17 protein-coding genes are annotated in these 16695 nt (G+C 59.5%); all 17 read left to right on the forward strand.

The genetic code is table 11. The annotated features are described in order from the left end of the window. The first annotated feature begins 40 nt into the window (after window positions 1-40). Window positions 41-1231 carry a UDP-4-amino-4,6-dideoxy-N-acetyl-beta-L-altrosamine transaminase gene (gene pseC, locus AC1DU9_RS08675; RefSeq protein WP_477809996.1) on the forward strand — a complete coding sequence of 397 codons (1191 nt, stop codon included), beginning with the start codon at window positions 41-43 and terminating at the stop codon, window positions 1229-1231. After that, window positions 1231-1851, forward strand: coding sequence for a pseudaminic acid biosynthesis-associated methylase (locus tag AC1DU9_RS08680; protein WP_223461333.1), 621 nt, complete (start codon window positions 1231-1233; stop codon window positions 1849-1851). Before pseC ends, AC1DU9_RS08680 begins: the two co-directional genes overlap by 1 nt. Next, complete coding sequence (pseF, locus tag AC1DU9_RS08685; RefSeq protein ID WP_223461335.1) at window positions 1848-2555, forward strand: pseudaminic acid cytidylyltransferase; 708 nt, start codon at window positions 1848-1850, stop codon at window positions 2553-2555. The genes AC1DU9_RS08680 and pseF overlap by 4 nt, the downstream gene beginning before the upstream one ends. Continuing rightward, complete coding sequence (gene pseG, locus AC1DU9_RS08690; RefSeq protein ID WP_223461337.1) at window positions 2552-4057, forward strand: UDP-2,4-diacetamido-2,4,6-trideoxy-beta-L-altropyranose hydrolase; 1506 nt, start codon at window positions 2552-2554, stop codon at window positions 4055-4057. Before pseF ends, pseG begins: the two co-directional genes overlap by 4 nt. Next, complete coding sequence (gene pseI / locus AC1DU9_RS08695) at window positions 4050-5102, forward strand: pseudaminic acid synthase (RefSeq protein WP_223461339.1); 1053 nt, start codon at window positions 4050-4052, stop codon at window positions 5100-5102. The genes pseG and pseI overlap by 8 nt, the downstream gene beginning before the upstream one ends. Window positions 5103-5328: 226 nt before the next feature. Then, window positions 5329-6255 (forward strand): ketoacyl-ACP synthase III, encoded by a 927-nt coding sequence (locus AC1DU9_RS08700; RefSeq protein ID WP_223461341.1) that lies wholly within the window; start codon window positions 5329-5331, stop codon window positions 6253-6255. A gap of 90 nt (window positions 6256-6345) precedes the next feature. Further along, entirely contained in the window at window positions 6346-7638 is a 1293-nt protein-coding gene (locus AC1DU9_RS08705; protein ID WP_477809997.1) for a motility associated factor glycosyltransferase family protein, read from the forward strand. Continuing rightward, entirely contained in the window at window positions 7635-7901 is a 267-nt protein-coding gene (locus tag AC1DU9_RS08710) for a hypothetical protein (RefSeq protein ID WP_223461345.1), read from the forward strand. The genes AC1DU9_RS08705 and AC1DU9_RS08710 overlap by 4 nt, the downstream gene beginning before the upstream one ends. A gap of 242 nt (window positions 7902-8143) precedes the next feature. Then, window positions 8144-8995 carry a flagellin domain-containing protein gene (locus tag AC1DU9_RS08715; RefSeq protein WP_477809998.1) on the forward strand — a complete coding sequence of 284 codons (852 nt, stop codon included), beginning with the start codon at window positions 8144-8146 and terminating at the stop codon, window positions 8993-8995. A gap of 72 nt (window positions 8996-9067) precedes the next feature. Beyond that, a complete protein-coding gene (locus AC1DU9_RS08720) occupies window positions 9068-9421 on the forward strand; it encodes a flagellar protein FlaG (RefSeq protein ID WP_223461347.1) in 354 nt (117 codons plus the stop codon). Window positions 9422-9503: 82 nt separating this feature from the next. Next, window positions 9504-10940, forward strand: a complete 1437-nt coding sequence (gene fliD, locus AC1DU9_RS08725) for a flagellar filament capping protein FliD (protein WP_477809999.1) — start codon at window positions 9504-9506, stop codon at window positions 10938-10940. Window positions 10941-11068: 128 nt separating this feature from the next. Next, window positions 11069-11464, forward strand: a complete 396-nt coding sequence (gene fliS / locus AC1DU9_RS08730) for a flagellar export chaperone FliS (protein ID WP_477810000.1) — start codon at window positions 11069-11071, stop codon at window positions 11462-11464. A gap of 10 nt (window positions 11465-11474) precedes the next feature. After that, entirely contained in the window at window positions 11475-11771 is a 297-nt protein-coding gene (fliT, locus tag AC1DU9_RS08735; RefSeq protein WP_223461353.1) for a flagellar protein FliT, read from the forward strand. A gap of 172 nt (window positions 11772-11943) precedes the next feature. Further along, entirely contained in the window at window positions 11944-13419 is a 1476-nt protein-coding gene (locus AC1DU9_RS08740; protein ID WP_477810001.1) for a sigma-54 dependent transcriptional regulator, read from the forward strand. Window positions 13420-13547: 128 nt separating this feature from the next. After that, window positions 13548-14741: a sensor histidine kinase gene (locus tag AC1DU9_RS08745; protein WP_477810018.1), complete on the forward strand. Its 1194-nt coding sequence runs from the start codon at window positions 13548-13550 to the stop codon at window positions 14739-14741. Window positions 14742-14746: 5 nt separating this feature from the next. Next, window positions 14747-16132 (forward strand): sigma-54-dependent transcriptional regulator, encoded by a 1386-nt coding sequence (locus tag AC1DU9_RS08750; RefSeq protein ID WP_477810002.1) that lies wholly within the window; start codon window positions 14747-14749, stop codon window positions 16130-16132. A gap of 231 nt (window positions 16133-16363) precedes the next feature. Continuing rightward, window positions 16364-16690, forward strand: coding sequence for a flagellar hook-basal body complex protein FliE (fliE, locus tag AC1DU9_RS08755; protein ID WP_116263161.1), 327 nt, complete (start codon window positions 16364-16366; stop codon window positions 16688-16690). Window positions 16691-16695 lie beyond the last annotated feature (5 nt).

Raw genomic sequence — 16695 nt, forward strand, 5'->3', positions numbered from 1 at the left:
AGATCATCCGGGACGCGCTGGTGCGTGTCTGGTTGCCAGCATGATTCCTTACGCTCGGCAAAGCCTTGATCAGGCGGACATCGACGCCGTGGTCGGTGTGTTGCAGTCTGACTGGCTGACCCAGGGGCCGACCATCGAGCGCTTCGAGCGAGCCATGGCCGAACGCTGCGAGGCCGGTTTTGCCGTGGCGGTGTGCAATGCCACGGCGGCCCTGCACATCGCTTGCCTGGCGGCGGGGCTCGGCCCGGGCGATTGGCTGTGGACGACACCGAACACCTTTCTCGCCTCGGCAAACTGTGGTCGCTACTGCGGTGCCGAGGTGGATTTTGTCGATATCGACCCGCTGACCTGGAACCTCGATGCCGCTGCGCTGGCCGTCAAGCTGGAACGGGCCGAACGTGAAGGCCGGTTGCCGAAAGTGCTCGTGGCCGTGGCGTTCTCGGGGCAGAGCTGCGACATGCGCAGGATTGCCGCACTGGCCAGGCGCTATGGCATAACGGTGATCGAAGATGCGGCCCATGCCGCCGGTGCGTCCTACGCCGGGCGCCCGGTGGGTTGTGGCGAGTTTGCCGCAATGACCGTGTTCAGCTTTCATCCGGTGAAGATCATCACCAGTGCCGAGGGCGGCATGGTCATGACCAACAGCCCGGAACTCGCCGAGCGTTTGCAACGCTTGCGCAGCCATGGCATGACCCGTGATCCGCAACAAATAACCGGACCCAGTCACGGCCCCTGGTACTACGAACAGGTGGAGCTGGGTTTCAATTACCGCATTACCGACCTGCAGGCGGCCCTTGGTTTGTCGCAGTTGAACAAACTCGATGAGTTTATCGAGCGTCGGCGTGAACTGGCGGCGCGTTATGAGCGCTTGCTGGCGTATTTGCCGCTGACCCTGCCCAGTGCGCAGCCTGAGGCCGAGTCGTCATGGCATCTGTATGTAGTGCGCCTGCAACTCGATCAGATCAATCTCACCCATCGTGAGGTGTTCGAGGGCTTGCGAGCTGCCGGGGTCGGTGTGAACCTGCACTACATTCCCGTGCATTTTCAGCCTTACTATCGTGATCTCGGGTTCGCCGAAGGTGATTTTCCACAGGCCGAACGTTACTACGCCGAAGCCATCAGCCTGCCGTTGTACCCGTTGCTCAGTGATGAACAACAGGACTATGTGGTCGAGCAGATGCGGCAACTGATCGAAATAATCCAGCCATTACGGCGGGTGGGAAATGTGTGATGCGTGAACTGACCGAGCAGGAAACTTTCTGGCAGGGCGAATTCGGCAACCAGTACGTTGATCGCAATGTCGGACAGCCGCTGGTGGCAGCTAACCTGGCGCTGTTTGCCAAGGCGCTGACACGGGTCGGGCGCATCGACAGCCTGGTGGAACTGGGCACCAATGCCGGCAACAACCTGCAGGCACTGCGTCAGCTGTTGCCGCGCTGCGAGTTGTTCGGTGTGGAGATCAATGCCAGTGCCTGTGCTGCTGCCCAGGCGTTGGGTATTGCACAGATCTGGCAGGGATCGCTGTTCGATTTCCCCCGCGAACGCACCTTCGACCTGACCCTGAGCAAAGGCGTGCTGATTCACCTGGCGCCGGAGTTGCTGCCGGCCGCATACGCGCAACTGTATGAGCTGAGCCAGCGCTACATACTGATCGCCGAGTACTACAATCCGGCGCCGGTCGAAGTCCCGTATCGCGGCAATAGCGGCAAGTTGTTCAAACGCGATTTTGCCGGTGAAATGCTCGATCGCTACGACGACCTGCAACTGCTCGATTACGGTTTTGGCTACCACCGCGATCGGCAATTCCCGGTGGATGACATCACCTGGTTTGTCCTGGAAAAACGCCGTTGAACAACGTCGCCATCATACCGGCCCGCGGTGGCAGCAAACGCATACCCCGCAAGAACCTCAAGCCGTTCGCCGGTGTGCCGATGATTGCCCGCTCGATTCAGGTCGCGATGGAGTCCGGGTTGTTTTCCCGGATCGTGGTCAGCACCGACGACGAAGAAATCGCCGGACTGGCGCGGGACTGTGGCGCTCAGGTGCCCTTCATGCGCCCGGCGGCACTGGCCGACGACTTCACGGGGACCGCAGCGGTGATCGCCCATGCCCTGCAAGCATTGGGCGAACAGGGTGACGAGTTTGATCGCGCCTGCTGCATCTACGCGACCGCGCCGTTGTTGCAAACACGATTTCTTGCCCAAGGGCTGAGCCTGCTGGATCAGCATCCCGACAAGTCGTTCGCCTTTTCGGTGTGCGACTTCGGTTTTCCGGTTCAGCGAGCCTTGACCCTTGATGATCGCGGCGCATTGACGGCACTGTATCCGCAGTATCGTGACACCCGCTCCCAGGATTTGTCGGTCGCCTATCAGGATGCCGGGCAGTTCTACTGGGGCCGCAGCGACGCCTGGCTGCGTGGCGAGGTGCTGTATTCACCGTACAGCCTGCCGGTCATCCTGCCGCGTCATCTGGTGCAGGACATCGACACACCGCAGGACTGGAAGCGCGCGGAGTACCTGTATGCCGCGCTTAAAGCCGCAGGTGAGCTGCAATGAGAGTGCTGATTCGCTCTGACGCCTCGCCGACCATCGGCAGCGGCCACATCGCGCGTTGCCTGTGCCTGGCCCGCGTGTTGCGCCGGCAGGGCAGTCACGTGGCTTTCGCCTGTCGCCTGTTACCCGGGCATCGAGTGGAGGCACTGCGGGCCGAAGGTTTCGAAACCTTCGCGCTGCCTGAGCGCTACAGCGATGAAGACCCGCAGCAAGCCATCGAATCCATGCTGCCATGGCAGGCGGACGTCGCCGCGCTCGAGCCGTTGCTGGAGCACCAGCCGGCGTTTGACTGGATCATTGTCGACCACTACGGCCTCGATCATCACTGGCAGACGGCCGCGCGGCGCTGGGCGCCACGGATCGCGGTAGTGGATGACCTCGCCACGCGGACCTACAGCGCCGACTTGTTGCTGAACCAGAATCTCTCGGGTACGCCAGAGGCTTATACCTCGCTGCTGACGCCGGGCTGCCGGACATTGTTCGGTCCCCGGTTTGCCATGTTGCGCGACGAGTTCTGTTGCCCGGCCATCGACATCAAACCACAGGCCCGGCGTGTTCTGGTGAACTTCGGTGGGTTCGACGCGGCCATGCAAACCCATCATGCAATGCTGGCGCTGGCGGATTTTGCCGAGCTGGAAGTCGATTTTGTCGCCGGTGCGGATAATCCGGCCTGGGCGCAGATGCAGGCGTTGGCGGCCAGTCGCCCGCATTGGCGCCTGCACAGTTTTGTCAGCGACTTTTATCGATTGATGACCGAAGCTGACCTGTTTGTCGGCGCGGGTGGCGGCACCAGTTGGGAGCGGGCGGCCATGGGGCTGCCGACGATCTGCATTGCCGTATCGAACAACCAGCAGGCCAACGGCGAGGTGATGGCGGCCGCGGGCGCCCATGTGTTCATGGGCGCCCGCGAGCAGGTCAGTGTCGAGCAGTTGCGCCTGGCCATTGGCTTTGTCGCGGGTAATCAGGGTTTGCGCCAGAGCCTGGCACAGCAGTCGCGACAACTTGTCGATGGGCGTGGGGCGCAGCGGGTAGCGGTTGCGCTGGCCGGTGCGGTGCTGAGGATGCGCCCGGCGACCCTGGGTGATGCGCAGTTGTTGTTCGACGGGCGCAACACCGAGGCCGTGCGCCGCTGGTCGCTGGAGACCGGCGTGATCGAATGGCCTGCGCACCAAAACTGGCTGGCCGCGAGCCTGAACAATCCCTGGCGACTGCTGTTGATTGCCGAGGCCGATGACGGTCCGGTCGGTGTGCTGCGTTATGACCTGCGTGGCTTTAGCGCCGAGGTGTCGATTTATCTGTTCGAAGGCCGGTTCGGCCTGGGCTGGGGCAGGGCGCTGCTGGCCCGTGGGGAAACCTTTGTGAAGGCCCTCTGGCCGGAACTTCAGTCGCTCACCGCCCAGGTGTTGCCCGCTAACCAGCCGTCGCTGAACGTCTTTCGCGAAGCCGGTTTTACCCAGAGTGCCTGCGCGTTCACGCGCGTATTGAAGGATCACGCAGATGACTAGCTTCAAGATTGGCGATCGCCTGATCGGTGCCGATGCGCCACCTTTCATCATTGCCGAGATGAGCGGCAATCATAACCAGTCCCTGGACGTGGCGCTGCAAATCGTCGAGGCCGCGGCCAGGGCCGGTGCCCATGCATTGAAGCTGCAGACCTACACCGCCGACACCATGACCCTGGACCTGGCTGAAGGCGAGTTTTTCATCAAGGACCCGAACAGCCTGTGGGCCGGTACTTCGTTGTACGCGTTGTACGAGAAGGCCCACACGCCCTGGGAATGGCATGCGCCGATTTTCGCTCGCGCCAAAGAACTGGGCCTGCTGGCGTTCTCCACGCCATTCGATAAGAGCGCCGTGGACTTTCTCGAAAGCCTCGAGGTGCCGGCCTACAAGATCGCCAGTTTCGAAAACACCGATTTGCCGTTGATTCGCCGGGTGGCCGCGACGGGCAAGCCGCTGATCATTTCCACCGGCATGGCCAGCATCGCCGAGCTCGATGAAACCGTGCGCGCCGCCCGCGAGGCTGGGTGCAAGGATCTGGTGCTGCTCAAATGCACCAGTACCTATCCGGCATCTCCCGCGAACAGCAATGTGCGCACGATCCCGCATTTGCGGGAATTGTTCGATTGCCAGGTGGGGCTGTCCGATCACTCCATGGGCGTCGGTGTGTCCGTGGCGGCGGTGGCACTGGGCGCAACGGTGGTGGAAAAGCATTTCACCCTCGAGCGTGCGGCCGGTGGCGTCGACGCCAGTTTCTCTCTGGAGCCCTCGGAGCTGGCCAGCCTGGTGATCGAAACCGAACGCGCCTGGCAAGCCATGGGGCACGTGCATTACGGCGTCACCGAGGCGGAGCGCCAATCCCTGGTGTACCGTCGATCGTTATATGTCACCCGGGACATGGAGGCCGGTGAGCCCTTCGACGGGAAAAATCTGCGAGCCATCCGTCCGGGTCTCGGGCTGGCGCCCAAACATGCGCAAAGCCTCCTGGAACGCCGTGCCCGTCAGGCTATCAAGCGTGGAACACCACTGGACTGGTCGTTGGTCGAATGACCCATTGCCGGGCTGATTCGGCAAAATAGCGTGACCTGCGAGTCATAACGGGCATCTTCACTGTATTGTATTGACCGGGAAGATGGCGCCTGACCCTTTATCGGGTTCAGTGATAGTCCTTTATGCTTCCCGGCCGTCGCCTTGGGGTGACAGAAATCCAGGTTTGTCGGCGCCCCTCGATTCCTGCGGGTGGTGGTATTGGGCTGTTTATTATTGGGAAGCCGTAATGATTGGCATAAAAAGCATTGCGAGCTACGTTCCTGTAGCCGGCGTGGACAATTACGCACAAGGTGCAAAATTCGAGAAGGATGAAGAATTCATCCTGGGCAAGATCGGTTCGGCTTTCCTGCCGCGCAAGGGCGTTGATCAGGAAACATCGGATCTGTGCGTTGAAGCGGCCAATGCGCTGTTTGCCGGCAACCCTGATCTGAAACGTGAATCCATCGATGCGTTGATTATCGTCACCCAGAACGGTGACGAAGAAGGCCTGCCGCATACCGCGGCCATCGTGCAGGACAAACTCGGCCTGCCGACCAACGTCGCCGCGTTCGATATTTCCCTGGGCTGTTCCGGTTACGTCTACGGCATCTATGCGATCAAGGGCTTCATGGAGGCCGCAGGCCTGAAGAACGGCCTGCTGATCACCGCCGACCCGTATTCGAAGATCGTCGACCCGGAAGATCGTAACACCACCATGTTGTTCGGCGATGCGGCCACCGCGACCTGGATGGGTGAAAACCCGACCTGGGCACTGGGCAAGGCCAAGTTCGGCACCGACGGTTCCGGCGCGCCACATTTGAAAGTCAGCGACGGCGTGTTCTTCATGAATGGCCGCCAGGTATTCAACTTCGCACTGCTCAAGGTGCCGGCACATTTGCATGAGTTGCTCGGCGAGTCGCAACTGAGCGCCGACGACATCGACGCGTTCTGCATTCACCAGGGCAGCGCGGCGATTGTCGATGCGGTCGCGCGGCGTTTCGAAGAATGCCCGCAGAAGTTCATCAAGGACATGGTCGAGACCGGTAACACGGTGTCGTCGAGCATTCCATTGCTGCTGGAAAAGCATATCCTCGATTCCGAATGGAAGCGCGTTGCGCTCAGCGGTTTCGGTGTGGGGCTGTCATGGGGTTCGGCGATCATCTATCGCCCTTGAGTGAAAGTTTTTTAATAAAAAGGCCGGTACAAAAAAGCGCTCAAGGGTTAACCTTGAGCGCTTTTTTGCTTGTAAGGAATGCGAGGTAGCATGAGCGAATGCTTTGAAGACAATGCTCAGGTTATCCAGCGGCGCTGGCCGTCGCTGTATGCGCGATTGGAAACGGAAGATCGCCTGGCCGTCGATGTCGACCTGATCGAAGGGCGGGACTCGACGTTGTGTGTGGGTGGCATCCAGCTCACCAGCCGCCATGATCGCCTGAGCGAGGCCCGTTTGCAGGCCGCCAGCCTCCCGCTCGACAAGGCACAGCTGCACGTTTACGGCACCGGCTTCGGCGATTTGCCTTCGGTTTTGCTGGAGCGCGCCGGGCTTGAAAAGCTCTATGTCCATATTCTCAACGGCGCGCTTTTCGCGCTGGTGTTGCAGCTGATCGATCAGCGCCAGTGGCTGGGCGATCCGCGTGTGCAATTGCTGTATGCCGGCGATCTGTCGGACATCTGCACACCGTTCTTTGCATTGCCTGCCGAGATGCTGCTGGCGGATGACTTTAGTGCGAAGATTCGTGATCGGCTGGTCAGCGAAGTGCACCTGAGTTTCAACAATCGTGAGTTCGACCCGCAGTCTCCCGTCATTCAGCAGCGCTTGCAGGACACCCTTGAAGTGCTGCTCGCCGATGATGATGTGGCACAGCTGTTTGGCACGTGTTCCGGGCGTGAAATCTATGTGATCGCCACAGGGCCCAGCCTTGAAGGAAATTTCGAGCGTTTGGCAGCGGTGCGCAATCAAACGCCGCGACCGCTGTTCATCAGCGTGGATACCGCTTACCGGCCCCTTCGCGAGCACGGAATCAAACCTGACCTGGTCGTGAGCATCGATCAGCGCATCAGCGTGCTGCACTTGCCGGGCGAGGGCTCCGAAGGCATTCCGCTGGTGTATTTGCCTTTGAGCGATCCACACATGCTGAAAGCCTGGAAAGGCAAACGTTATGGCGGTTACTCCGCCAGCCCGATCTACGCCGAATTGCGTGAGCAACACCCGCGTGCGCAGCTCTACGTCAGCGGCAGCGTGATCCATCCTGCGGTCGATCTGGCGGTGAAAATGGGCGCGCAGCGCATCACGCTTTTCGGTGCGGATTTTTCCTTTCCGATGAACAGGACCCATACCGGTTGGAACGATGGTGACCTGGGGCCGCCGGTGAACCAGGCCAGGCACTGGGTGCACGATGGTCATGGTCAGAAGGTCAAGACGCAATTGAATTTCCGCAGTTACCTGTGCGAGCTCGAACGTTACATTGCCAGGCATCCAGAGGTGCTTTTTTTCAATAGCAGCCGGGCTGGGGCAATGATTGCCGGTACGCGGTTCAATCAGGATTTCGTGCAATGAAGCCGCCAGTGAAAGGCATCGATGAGTACCGGCAGTGCGCAGGGCTTTTTCGCCTGGGGCGTGATGTCGAAGCGGCATTGAACATGGTTGATCTGTTCGATGAGGCGCAGCGACTGTTTGCGCAGACGCCCCAGGAGGTTCAGCAGGCCTGGGCTTTGATGCTCAGGCAAATGCTGGCCTGTCAGGAGCGCCAGGATTGGCTGGGGCTCGCCGACTTCATGGAATATGAGTTGATCGAGCTGCTCGAAAACCTGCCGGACTGAGGGGCAGCAACAGCTTTGGCACGGGCGTTTGTGGGCTGGACAGTTTTATGGCGTCATTTTTTCGTGGTTGAGGGGCGCTAAGCCCTTGTTTTCTCGGGGGTGGCAGGGTGATGGCATTTTTTTTAAAAAAAGCCCTCAAGCAACCTGCCAACCCGACGATAACTATTACGAAGGTTCTCTAGGCCATACCCGGCGGTTGCCAGGGCCGGAAGCCGCAGTACCCAACCAACGAGGAATTCGTCATGGCTTTAACAGTAAACACCAACACCACGTCGTTGAACGTTCAGAAGAACCTGAACCGTGCTACCGACGCTCTGTCGACTTCGATGGCTCGCCTGTCTTCCGGCCTGAAAATCAACAGCGCGAAAGACGACGCCGCTGGCCTGCAGATCGCAACTCGCATGGCCGCACAGATTCGTGGTGGCAACCAGGCAGTGCAGAACGCCAACGACGGTATCTCCGTTGCCCAGACCGCTGAAGGCGCGCTGCAAGCTTCGACCGACATTCTGCAGCGTATGCGTGAACTGGCTGTTAAAGCACGTAACGGTACCAACAGCACTGCTGACCAGACCGCTACCAACTCCGAATTCGCTCAGATGTCTGACGAAATCACCCGTATCTCTGCCTCTACCAACCTGAACGGCAAAAACCTGCTGGACGGTTCGGCTGGCACCATGCAGCTGCAAGTTGGCGCCAACACTGGTTCGGCCAACCGCATCGACCTGGTACTGAGCTCCAAGTTCGACGCCGTATCCCTGTCCGTAGGCAGCGGTACTGTTGTTCTGACCGGTGCGACTTCCGCTACCCTGTCTGCCAACATCGACAACGCAATCACCGCGATCGACGCTGCTCTGGCATCGATCAACGCCACCCGCGCAAACCTGGGTGCTTCGCAGAACCGTCTGACCAGCACCATCTCCAACCTGCAGAACATCGTGGAAAACACCACTGCTGCACAAGGCCGTGTACAAGACACCGACTTCGCCGCAGAAACCGCGAACCTGACCAAGCAGCAAACCCTGCRACAGGCTTCTACCTCGGTTCTGGCTCAAGCCAACCAACTGCCTTCCGCTGTACTGAAACTGCTTCAGTAATTTCGGAATGAGTTTAAGCGGGGGAGTGTGCTGGTCACGCTCTCTCGCTTTTTACGTTAAGAGGTGTTGGACATGGAGATGAGCGTAAAGCTTGGCGTGTCTTATCCGGCTCCCCAGCCAGCGAGCGCTGTCTCGGATAAAGCGCCGGAAAAGCCTGAAGCCGCGAGCGTGACGCCGGCGGCGGATAAGAAACCGGAGGCGGATGACGTCCACCTGAAGCAGGCGGTGCAGCAGATCGAAAAGTTCGTACAGTCGATCAAGCGCAATCTGGAGTTCTCGATAGACGAGCAATCCGGAAAGGTCGTCGTCAAAGTGATTGCAAGCGAAACGGGTGAAGTCGTGCGACAGATCCCCTCCGCAGAAGCCCTCAAGCTGGCAGAAAGCCTGAGCAATGCGAGCCATGTATTGTTCGACGCCAAAGTCTGATAGCTGGCATGAATAGTGTTTGTACGTTCTTGGGCGCAGGTATTGGCCAAAAGAGTGGCAGCAACCTGAAGGGAGACGCAAAATGGCAAGTCCAATTTTACCGGGTACGGGCTTAGGCTCTGGCCTGGATATCGGTGCGATCGTCACTGCGCTAGTCAACGCCGACAAATCGGCGAAACAGACGCAGATCGATACTCAGACCAAAACCAACACGCTGAAGATTTCCGGTGTCGGTTCCCTGAAAAGCGCACTGACGGCCTTTCAGACGGCGCTGACCAATCTCGGTAGCAAGACCAATCCTGTGTTTGCGGGCTATACCGCCACTTCGGGTACCCCGTCGATTCTGGGTGCGACTTCCGACAATACCGCCGTTGCCGGTACCTACAGCGTTGTTGTGAATAACCTGGCCACCAGCTCGAAAGTCGCCAGTGCTTCTTTCGCCGGCGGTGCGGCCAGTGCCATTCCGAGTGGTACTTTGAAAATCAGTCAGAATGGCACTGATTACGATGTCACGATTCCAGCCAATGCGACCCTGCAGAGCACCCGGGATGCCATCAACTCCGCGCAGGCGAGTAATGGTATTTCTGCCAACATCGTGACCGACAGCAGTGGTGCGTCGCGACTGGTGATCAGCTCCAGCAAGACCGGCGCGGGTTCCGACCTGACGGTCAGCGGTATCGCCGGCCTTGATATCGACGGTACCCAAGCGATGGGCGCCAACCCTTCGGCTTCAAGTTCAGGGGCTGTCAACGGGGTTGCGGTGGATGCATCGCTGACCATCGATGGCCTGGCAGTGACCAGCAAGAGCAATACGGTAACCGGCGCAGTCAGCGGCCTGACCCTGAACCTGGCGTCGGTGAGTCCGGGTACGCCGCCGGCTGCGGCGACCGTCACCGTCGCGACCAACACCACGGGTTTGCAAACATCGATCCAGTCGTTCGTCGATTCCTACAACACCCTGATGAACACCATCAATTCCCTGTCCAAGGCGACCGCGGATGCCGATGGCAACCTGACGGTTCAGGCGGCGTTTACCGGCGACTCGATGTCGCGCACACTGATTTCCGATATCCGCGGTGTGCTGACGGCTCCCGGGGCGGGCGGTCCATTGGCCGTGCTGTCGCAGATCGGCGTGCTGACTAACGAGAAAACCGGCAACCTGGCGTTCGATACAACGGCGTTCAATAAGACGATGGCCATCAACGGCATGAGCGGCCAGGTGCAGCAGTTGTTCAACGGTAGCAATGCTACCAACGGCCTGCTGGCGCGCATGGGCACTGCAATCAAACCTTATGTGCAGACGGGCGGGTTGCTTGATCAGCGCAATACCAACCTGCAGAGCGTGAGCAAGAACCTTTCAAATCAGCAGACTGCGTTGGACTTGCGAGTCGCCAACATGACCAAGACGTTGACCGCCAAATACAACGCAATGGACCTTTTGGTCGGGCAAATGAAGGCGACGGCGACGAACATCACCTCGTTCTTCACTTCCTTGAACGCCCAGAAGTCCAACAGCTAGTTTTAAGCTGTCGACAAAACCCGGCTACGCATTTTCGCGTGTGCCGGGTTTTTGTCTTTTGATCTAAAGTTTCCCGGTGCGCGGACGATACACTGGCTATACGAGTCATTGTGGTAGTGAGGTAGAACATGAATCCAATGTTAGCCCTTCGGCAGTATCAGAAAGTGGGGGCGCACGCCCAGACGTCCGAAGCGAGTCCGCATCGTTTGGTGCAGATGCTCATGGAAGGTGGCCTGGACCGGATCGCTCAGGCCAAAGGCGCGCTGGAGCGCAAGGACATTCCCGGCAAGTGTGTGTCGATCAGCAAGGCGATCGGCATCATCGGTGGCTTGCGTGAAGGCCTGGATCTTGAAAATTGCGCCGAAGCCGTGGGCGAACTCGACAGTCTTTACATCTACATGATGAAGCGTCTGGCCGAGGCGAACATCAGCAGCGATCCGAAGACTCTCGATGAAGTCGCGGGGTTGCTGCGCACGGTGAAAGAAGGCTGGGACGGCATTGCTGCGCCAGGTCCGCAGTTCTAGGGAGATCGCCATGAGTCTTGTATTGCAGCGAATAGAACAAACTCGAGAAGCGCTGGTCGGTGCTCTGGCCGAGCGCAACTGGGAGGCTATCGGTCAATTGGACCTGGATTGCCGTTCCTGCATGGAAGACGTCTTGAGCGAGGCTTCGCTGGACGAAGAAGTTCTGCGTAGCAATCTTGAGGAGTTGCTGTATGTCTACAAGCAGCTACTTGAGGTGGCGATGGGGGAGAGGCAGGCGATAGTCGATGAAATGTCTCAGATCCAGCAAGCGCGGAACGCAGCAAAGGTTTACCATCTGTTTGGATAATTAACCCCAAGTTAATCCAGATATGTGCGCCATAAATTTGACTGTGCACGGTTTTTTGACTTAACTAGTGGCTGGTTCCAGATTTCAGTCGTCTTCAGGCATAACGTGTCTGCAAGCGTCTAGCTTGCCCCAGCATTTTGGGCATTGAGTTGACTAGGGAAGTTGCTATTGCATGTGGCGTGAAACCAAAATTCTGCTGATTGATGACGATAGCGTCCGCCGCCGCGACCTGGCGGTGATTTTGAATTTTCTCGGTGAAGAAAATTTACCCTGCGCAAGCCATGACTGGCAGCAGGCTGTCGGCTCTTTGTCGTCAAGTCGTGAAGTAATCTGTGTCCTTATCGGGACGGTCAATGCTCCTGGTGCGCTTCTGGGCTTGTTAAAGACACTCTCGACCTGGGATGAGTTCCTTCCGGTTTTGTTAATGGGCGATAATTCTTCCATTGACCTGCCGGAAGACCAGCGTCGTCGAGTGCTTTCAACCCTGGAAATGCCGCCCAGCTACAGCAAATTGCTCGATTCGCTGCACCGTGCCCAGGTCTATCGCGAGATGTACGATCAGGCCCGCGAGCGCGGTCGTCATCGCGAACCCAATCTTTTCCGCAGTCTTGTCGGCACCAGCCGGGCGATTCAACACGTCCGCCAGATGATGCAGCAAGTCGCCGATACCGATGCCAGCGTGCTGATCCTCGGTGAGTCCGGAACGGGCAAGGAAGTGGTTGCACGCAACCTGCATTACCATTCCAAGCGCCGCGAAGCGCCGTTCGTGCCGGTCAACTGCGGGGCGATTCCGGCCGAGTTGCTGGAAAGCGAGCTGTTCGGTCATGAAAAGGGTGCCTTCACCGGGGCGAWCACCAGCCGCGCCGGTCGATTCGAGCTGGCCAACGGCGGCACCCTGTTCCTCGATGAAATCGGCGACATGCCGCTGCCGATGCAGGTCAAGTTGCTGCGTGTATTGCAGGAGCGCACCTTCGAGCGCGTGGGCAGCAACAAGACTCAAAGCGTCGACGTGCGCATCATTGCGGCGACCCACAAGAATCTCGAAAGCATGATCGAGATCGGCACCTTCCGCGAAGATTTGTACTACCGCCTGAATGTGTTCCCGATCGAGATGGCGCCGCTGCGTGAGCGCGTCGAAGACATTCCGCTGCTGATGAACGAACTGATCTCGCGCATGGAGCACGAGAAGCGCGGGTCGATCCGGTTCAACTCGGCGGCGATCATGTCGCTGTGCCGGCATGGCTGGCCGGGCAACGTCCGCGAACTGGCCAACCTGGTGGAGCGCATGGCGATCATGCATCCCTACGGCGTGATCGGCGTGGTCGAGTTGCCGAAGAAATTTCGCTACGTCGACGATGAAGACGAGCAGATGGTCGACAGCCTGCGCAGTGATCTGGAAGAGCGTGTGGCCATCAACGGTCATACGCCGGACTTCACGGCCAGCGCCATGTTGCCTCCGGAAGGCCTGGACCTGAAGGACTACCTCGGTGGTCTGGAGCAAGGCTTGATTCAGCAGGCGCTGGATGATGCCAACGGCATTGTGGCGCGCGCGGCCGAGCGGTTGCGTATCCGTCGTACCACGCTGGTGGAAAAGATGCGCAAGTACGGCATGAGCCGGCGTGATGGAGACGAACAGGCGGATGATTGACGCCTGTTTTTCAAGTCATTCATTTATAGGAAGTTTTTTTTAGGCACGGGTATTGCTAAGTCCCTCGCAACGTTCCGTTTAACTGACGGTCAGCCAAGCGAGAGAGCACAATGCCCCAAGCCGCCCAGATGTCTCCTGTCCCTGATGCTTCGCGGCAACCGTCGTCCGTAGAGCAGGCGAGTCGGCTGGGTCTTGAGCAGGCATTCGCACTGTTCAATCAGATGTCCACTCAGTTGACCGATTCCTACAGCATGCTTGAAGCCCGGGTAACCGAGCTCAAGGGTGAACTGGCGGTGGTCAGCGCCCAGCGCATGCAGGAGCTGGCGGAAAAGGAACGCCTGGCCAACCGCCTGCAAAATCTCCTTGATCTGTTACCCGGCGGGGTCATCGTCATTGACGCCCAGGGCATCGTGCGCGAAGCCAATCCGGCGGCGTTCGAGTTGCTGGGTCTGCCGCTGGAAGGTGAATTGTGGCGCCACGTCATTGCCCGCTGTTTTGCGCCGCGAGAAGACGATGGTCACGAAGTCTCCCTCAAGGATGGTCGGCGTCTGTCGATCGCCACGCGCTCGCTGGACGCCGAGCCCGGCCAGTTGGTGCTGCTCAATGACCTGACTGAAACCCGCCATCTGCAGGATCAACTGGCCCGTCATGAGCGTCTGTCGTCATTGGGGCGCATGGTCGCTTCATTGGCTCATCAGATACGCACGCCGTTGTCCGCCGCGTTGCTGTATGCCAGTCATTTGACCGAGCAAGAGTTGCCGGTCGCTACTCAGCAGCGCTTTGCCGGGCGCCTCAAGGAGCGCCTGCACGAGCTGGAGCACCAGGTGCGCGACATGCTGGTGTTCGCCCGGGGCGAGTTGCCGCTGACCGACCGCGTGACGCCCGGTCAGCTGATGCAATCGTTGCAAGCGGCGGCGCTGACCCACGTACAGGATCTGCCGATCCGCTGGCAGTGCGACAGTCACTCGGGGGAGTTGCTGTGCAATCGCGACACTCTGGTCGGCGCGATCCTCAATCTGATCGAGAACGCCATTCAGGCCAGTGCCGGTCAATTGCGCCTCAAGATTCACCTCTACACCCGCGGCAATAACCTGCGCCTGTGCGTCAGCGACAGTGGCAGCGGTATCGACGCCGCTGTTCTGGAGCGATTGGGCGAACCCTTTTTCACCACCAAGACTACCGGCACGGGTCTTGGCCTGACCGTGGTCAAGGCAGTGGCGCGTGCTCATCAGGGCGAACTGCAGCTGCGTTCGCGGCTCGGTCGCGGCACCTGCGCGCAGGTAATCCTGCCGTTGTTCAGCAGCGCTCAAGGAGCGGAGTGACGCAGATGGGTATCAAGGTTCTGCTGGTCGAGGACGACCGCGCTTTGCGCGAGGCACTGGCGGATACGCTGCTGCTCGCGGGGCATGATTACAAGGCGGTGGGGTCGGCAGAGGAGGCGTTGCTTGCCGTCGGCGGCGAGGCCTTCAGCCTGGTGATCAGTGACGTCAATATGCCGGGCATGGACGGCCACCAGTTGCTTGGCATGCTGCGAGCGCGGCAGCCGCAGTTGCCGGTGTTGCTGATGACTGCTCACGGTGCGGTCGAGCGCGCGGTCGATGCGATGCGCCAGGGGGCGGCGGATTACCTGGTCAAGCCATTCGAGCCCAAGGCGTTGCTCGATCTGGTGGGGCGTCATGCCCTGGGCAGTCTCGGCCTGACCGAGGGCGAAGGGCCGGTAGCGTTCGAGCCGGCGAGCGCGCAGTTACTCGAGTTGGCGGCGCGGGTCGCACGCAGTGATTCCACTGTGTTGATCTCGGGCGAGTCGGGCACGGGCAAGGAAGTGCTGGCGCGTTATATCCATCAGCATTCTCATCGCGCCAATCAGCCGTTCATCGCGATCAACTGCGCAGCGATTCCGGACAACATGCTCGAAGCGACCTTGTTCGGTCACGAGAAGGGTTCCTTCACCGGCGCCATTGCCGCGCAAGCCGGCAAGTTCGAGCAGGCCAACGGCGGCACCATTTTGCTCGATGAAATTTCCGAAATGCCTCTGGGGCTCCAGGCCAAATTACTGCGTGTGCTGCAAGAGCGCGAGGTCGAAAGGGTTGGCGCGCGCAAACCGATCGCGCTGGATATTCGCGTGGTCGCCACCACCAATCGCGACCTGGCGGGTGAAGTGGCGGCGGGGCGTTTCCGCGAGGACCTCTATTATCGCCTGTCGGTGTTTCCCCTGGCCTGGCGCCCGTTGCGCGAGCGTACCGCCGACATCCTGCCGCTGGCCGAGCGTCTGCTGGCCAGGCACGTCAATAAAATGAAGCATTCGCCTGCCAGGTTGTCGCCCGAAGCTCAGGCGTGCCTGATCGGTTATCCATGGCCGGGTAACGTTCGTGAACTGGACAACGCGATTCAGCGTGCGCTGATTCTGCAGCAGGGTGGCTTGATCCAGCCGCAGGATTTCTGCCTGGCCGGGCCGGTGGCTTGCGCGCCACTGCCTGCGTTGGCGCAGGCGCCGGTACGTCCCGTGGAAGTCGAGTCCGAGTCGGTCGGTGCGCTGGGCGATGACCTGCGTCGCCGTGAATTCCAGATGATCATCGATACCTTGCGCGCCGAGCGCGGTCGTCGCAAAGAGGCGGCCGAGCGCCTGGGAATCAGCCCGCGGACCCTGCGCTACAAGCTGGCGCAGATGCGCGATGCCGGCATGGATGTGCAAGCGTTTTTGTTCGCGACCTGATTTTTACTGTGTAGGAGCGAGCCTGCTCGCGATGGTCGTGAACGATATTGCGGGGCGGCAGGATAAGCGCGACAGCCTTGAGTCCATCGCGAGCAGGCTCGCTCCTACAGGAGGGGGGCGTAAGGAAGGGCTTTTGTGAAACAAGGCCATGGAGCTGGCACCCTTGTTGCTAACACCTCATTACCCGCCGAGTGAGTGTCAAAAAATTGCGGGTCGTCAAAGAGAGAAACCATGAGCCAAGGTATTGAATTCAATCGGTTGATGCTGGACATGCGCGCCATGCAAATGGATGCCATGTCTGCGCCGAAGTCGGCTGCCGTCCCTGAAGTGGCGGGCAGCAGCTTTTCCGACATGCTCGGCCAGGCCGTCAATAAAGTGAACGACACCCAACAGGCTTCCACTCAGTTGGCCAGCGCCTTCGAAATCGGCAAAAGCGGCGTCGACCTCACAGACGTGATGATTTCCTCGCAGAAGGCCAGCGTTTCATTCCAGGCGTTGACCCAGGTGCGCAACAAGCTGGTTCAGGCTTACCAAGACATCATGCAGATGCCGGTTTAAAGGAC

Source organism: Pseudomonas sp. P4_C1 (genome assembly GCF_056402155.1).

Excerpts from the sequence above, each read along its gene's own strand:
- pseC (WP_477809996.1), top strand. The coding sequence starts at position 41 with ATGATTCCTTACGCTCGGCAAAGCCTTGATCAGGCGGACATCGACGCC.
- AC1DU9_RS08680 (WP_223461333.1), top strand. The coding sequence starts at position 1,231 with ATGCGTGAACTGACCGAGCAGGAAACTTTCTGGCAGGGCGAATTCGGC.
- pseG (WP_223461337.1), top strand. The coding sequence starts at position 2,552 with ATGAGAGTGCTGATTCGCTCTGACGCCTCGCCGACCATCGGCAGCGGC.
- pseI (WP_223461339.1), top strand. The coding sequence starts at position 4,050 with ATGACTAGCTTCAAGATTGGCGATCGCCTGATCGGTGCCGATGCGCCA.
- AC1DU9_RS08700 (WP_223461341.1), top strand. The coding sequence starts at position 5,329 with ATGATTGGCATAAAAAGCATTGCGAGCTACGTTCCTGTAGCCGGCGTG.
- AC1DU9_RS08705 (WP_477809997.1), top strand. The coding sequence starts at position 6,346 with ATGAGCGAATGCTTTGAAGACAATGCTCAGGTTATCCAGCGGCGCTGG.
- AC1DU9_RS08710 (WP_223461345.1), top strand. The coding sequence starts at position 7,635 with ATGAAGCCGCCAGTGAAAGGCATCGATGAGTACCGGCAGTGCGCAGGG.
- AC1DU9_RS08720 (WP_223461347.1), top strand. The coding sequence starts at position 9,068 with ATGGAGATGAGCGTAAAGCTTGGCGTGTCTTATCCGGCTCCCCAGCCA.
- fliD (WP_477809999.1), top strand. The coding sequence starts at position 9,504 with ATGGCAAGTCCAATTTTACCGGGTACGGGCTTAGGCTCTGGCCTGGAT.
- fliS (WP_477810000.1), top strand. The coding sequence starts at position 11,069 with ATGAATCCAATGTTAGCCCTTCGGCAGTATCAGAAAGTGGGGGCGCAC.
- fliT (WP_223461353.1), top strand. The coding sequence starts at position 11,475 with ATGAGTCTTGTATTGCAGCGAATAGAACAAACTCGAGAAGCGCTGGTC.
- AC1DU9_RS08745 (WP_477810018.1), top strand. The coding sequence starts at position 13,548 with ATGTCTCCTGTCCCTGATGCTTCGCGGCAACCGTCGTCCGTAGAGCAG.
- AC1DU9_RS08750 (WP_477810002.1), top strand. The coding sequence starts at position 14,747 with ATGGGTATCAAGGTTCTGCTGGTCGAGGACGACCGCGCTTTGCGCGAG.
- fliE (WP_116263161.1), top strand. The coding sequence starts at position 16,364 with ATGAGCCAAGGTATTGAATTCAATCGGTTGATGCTGGACATGCGCGCC.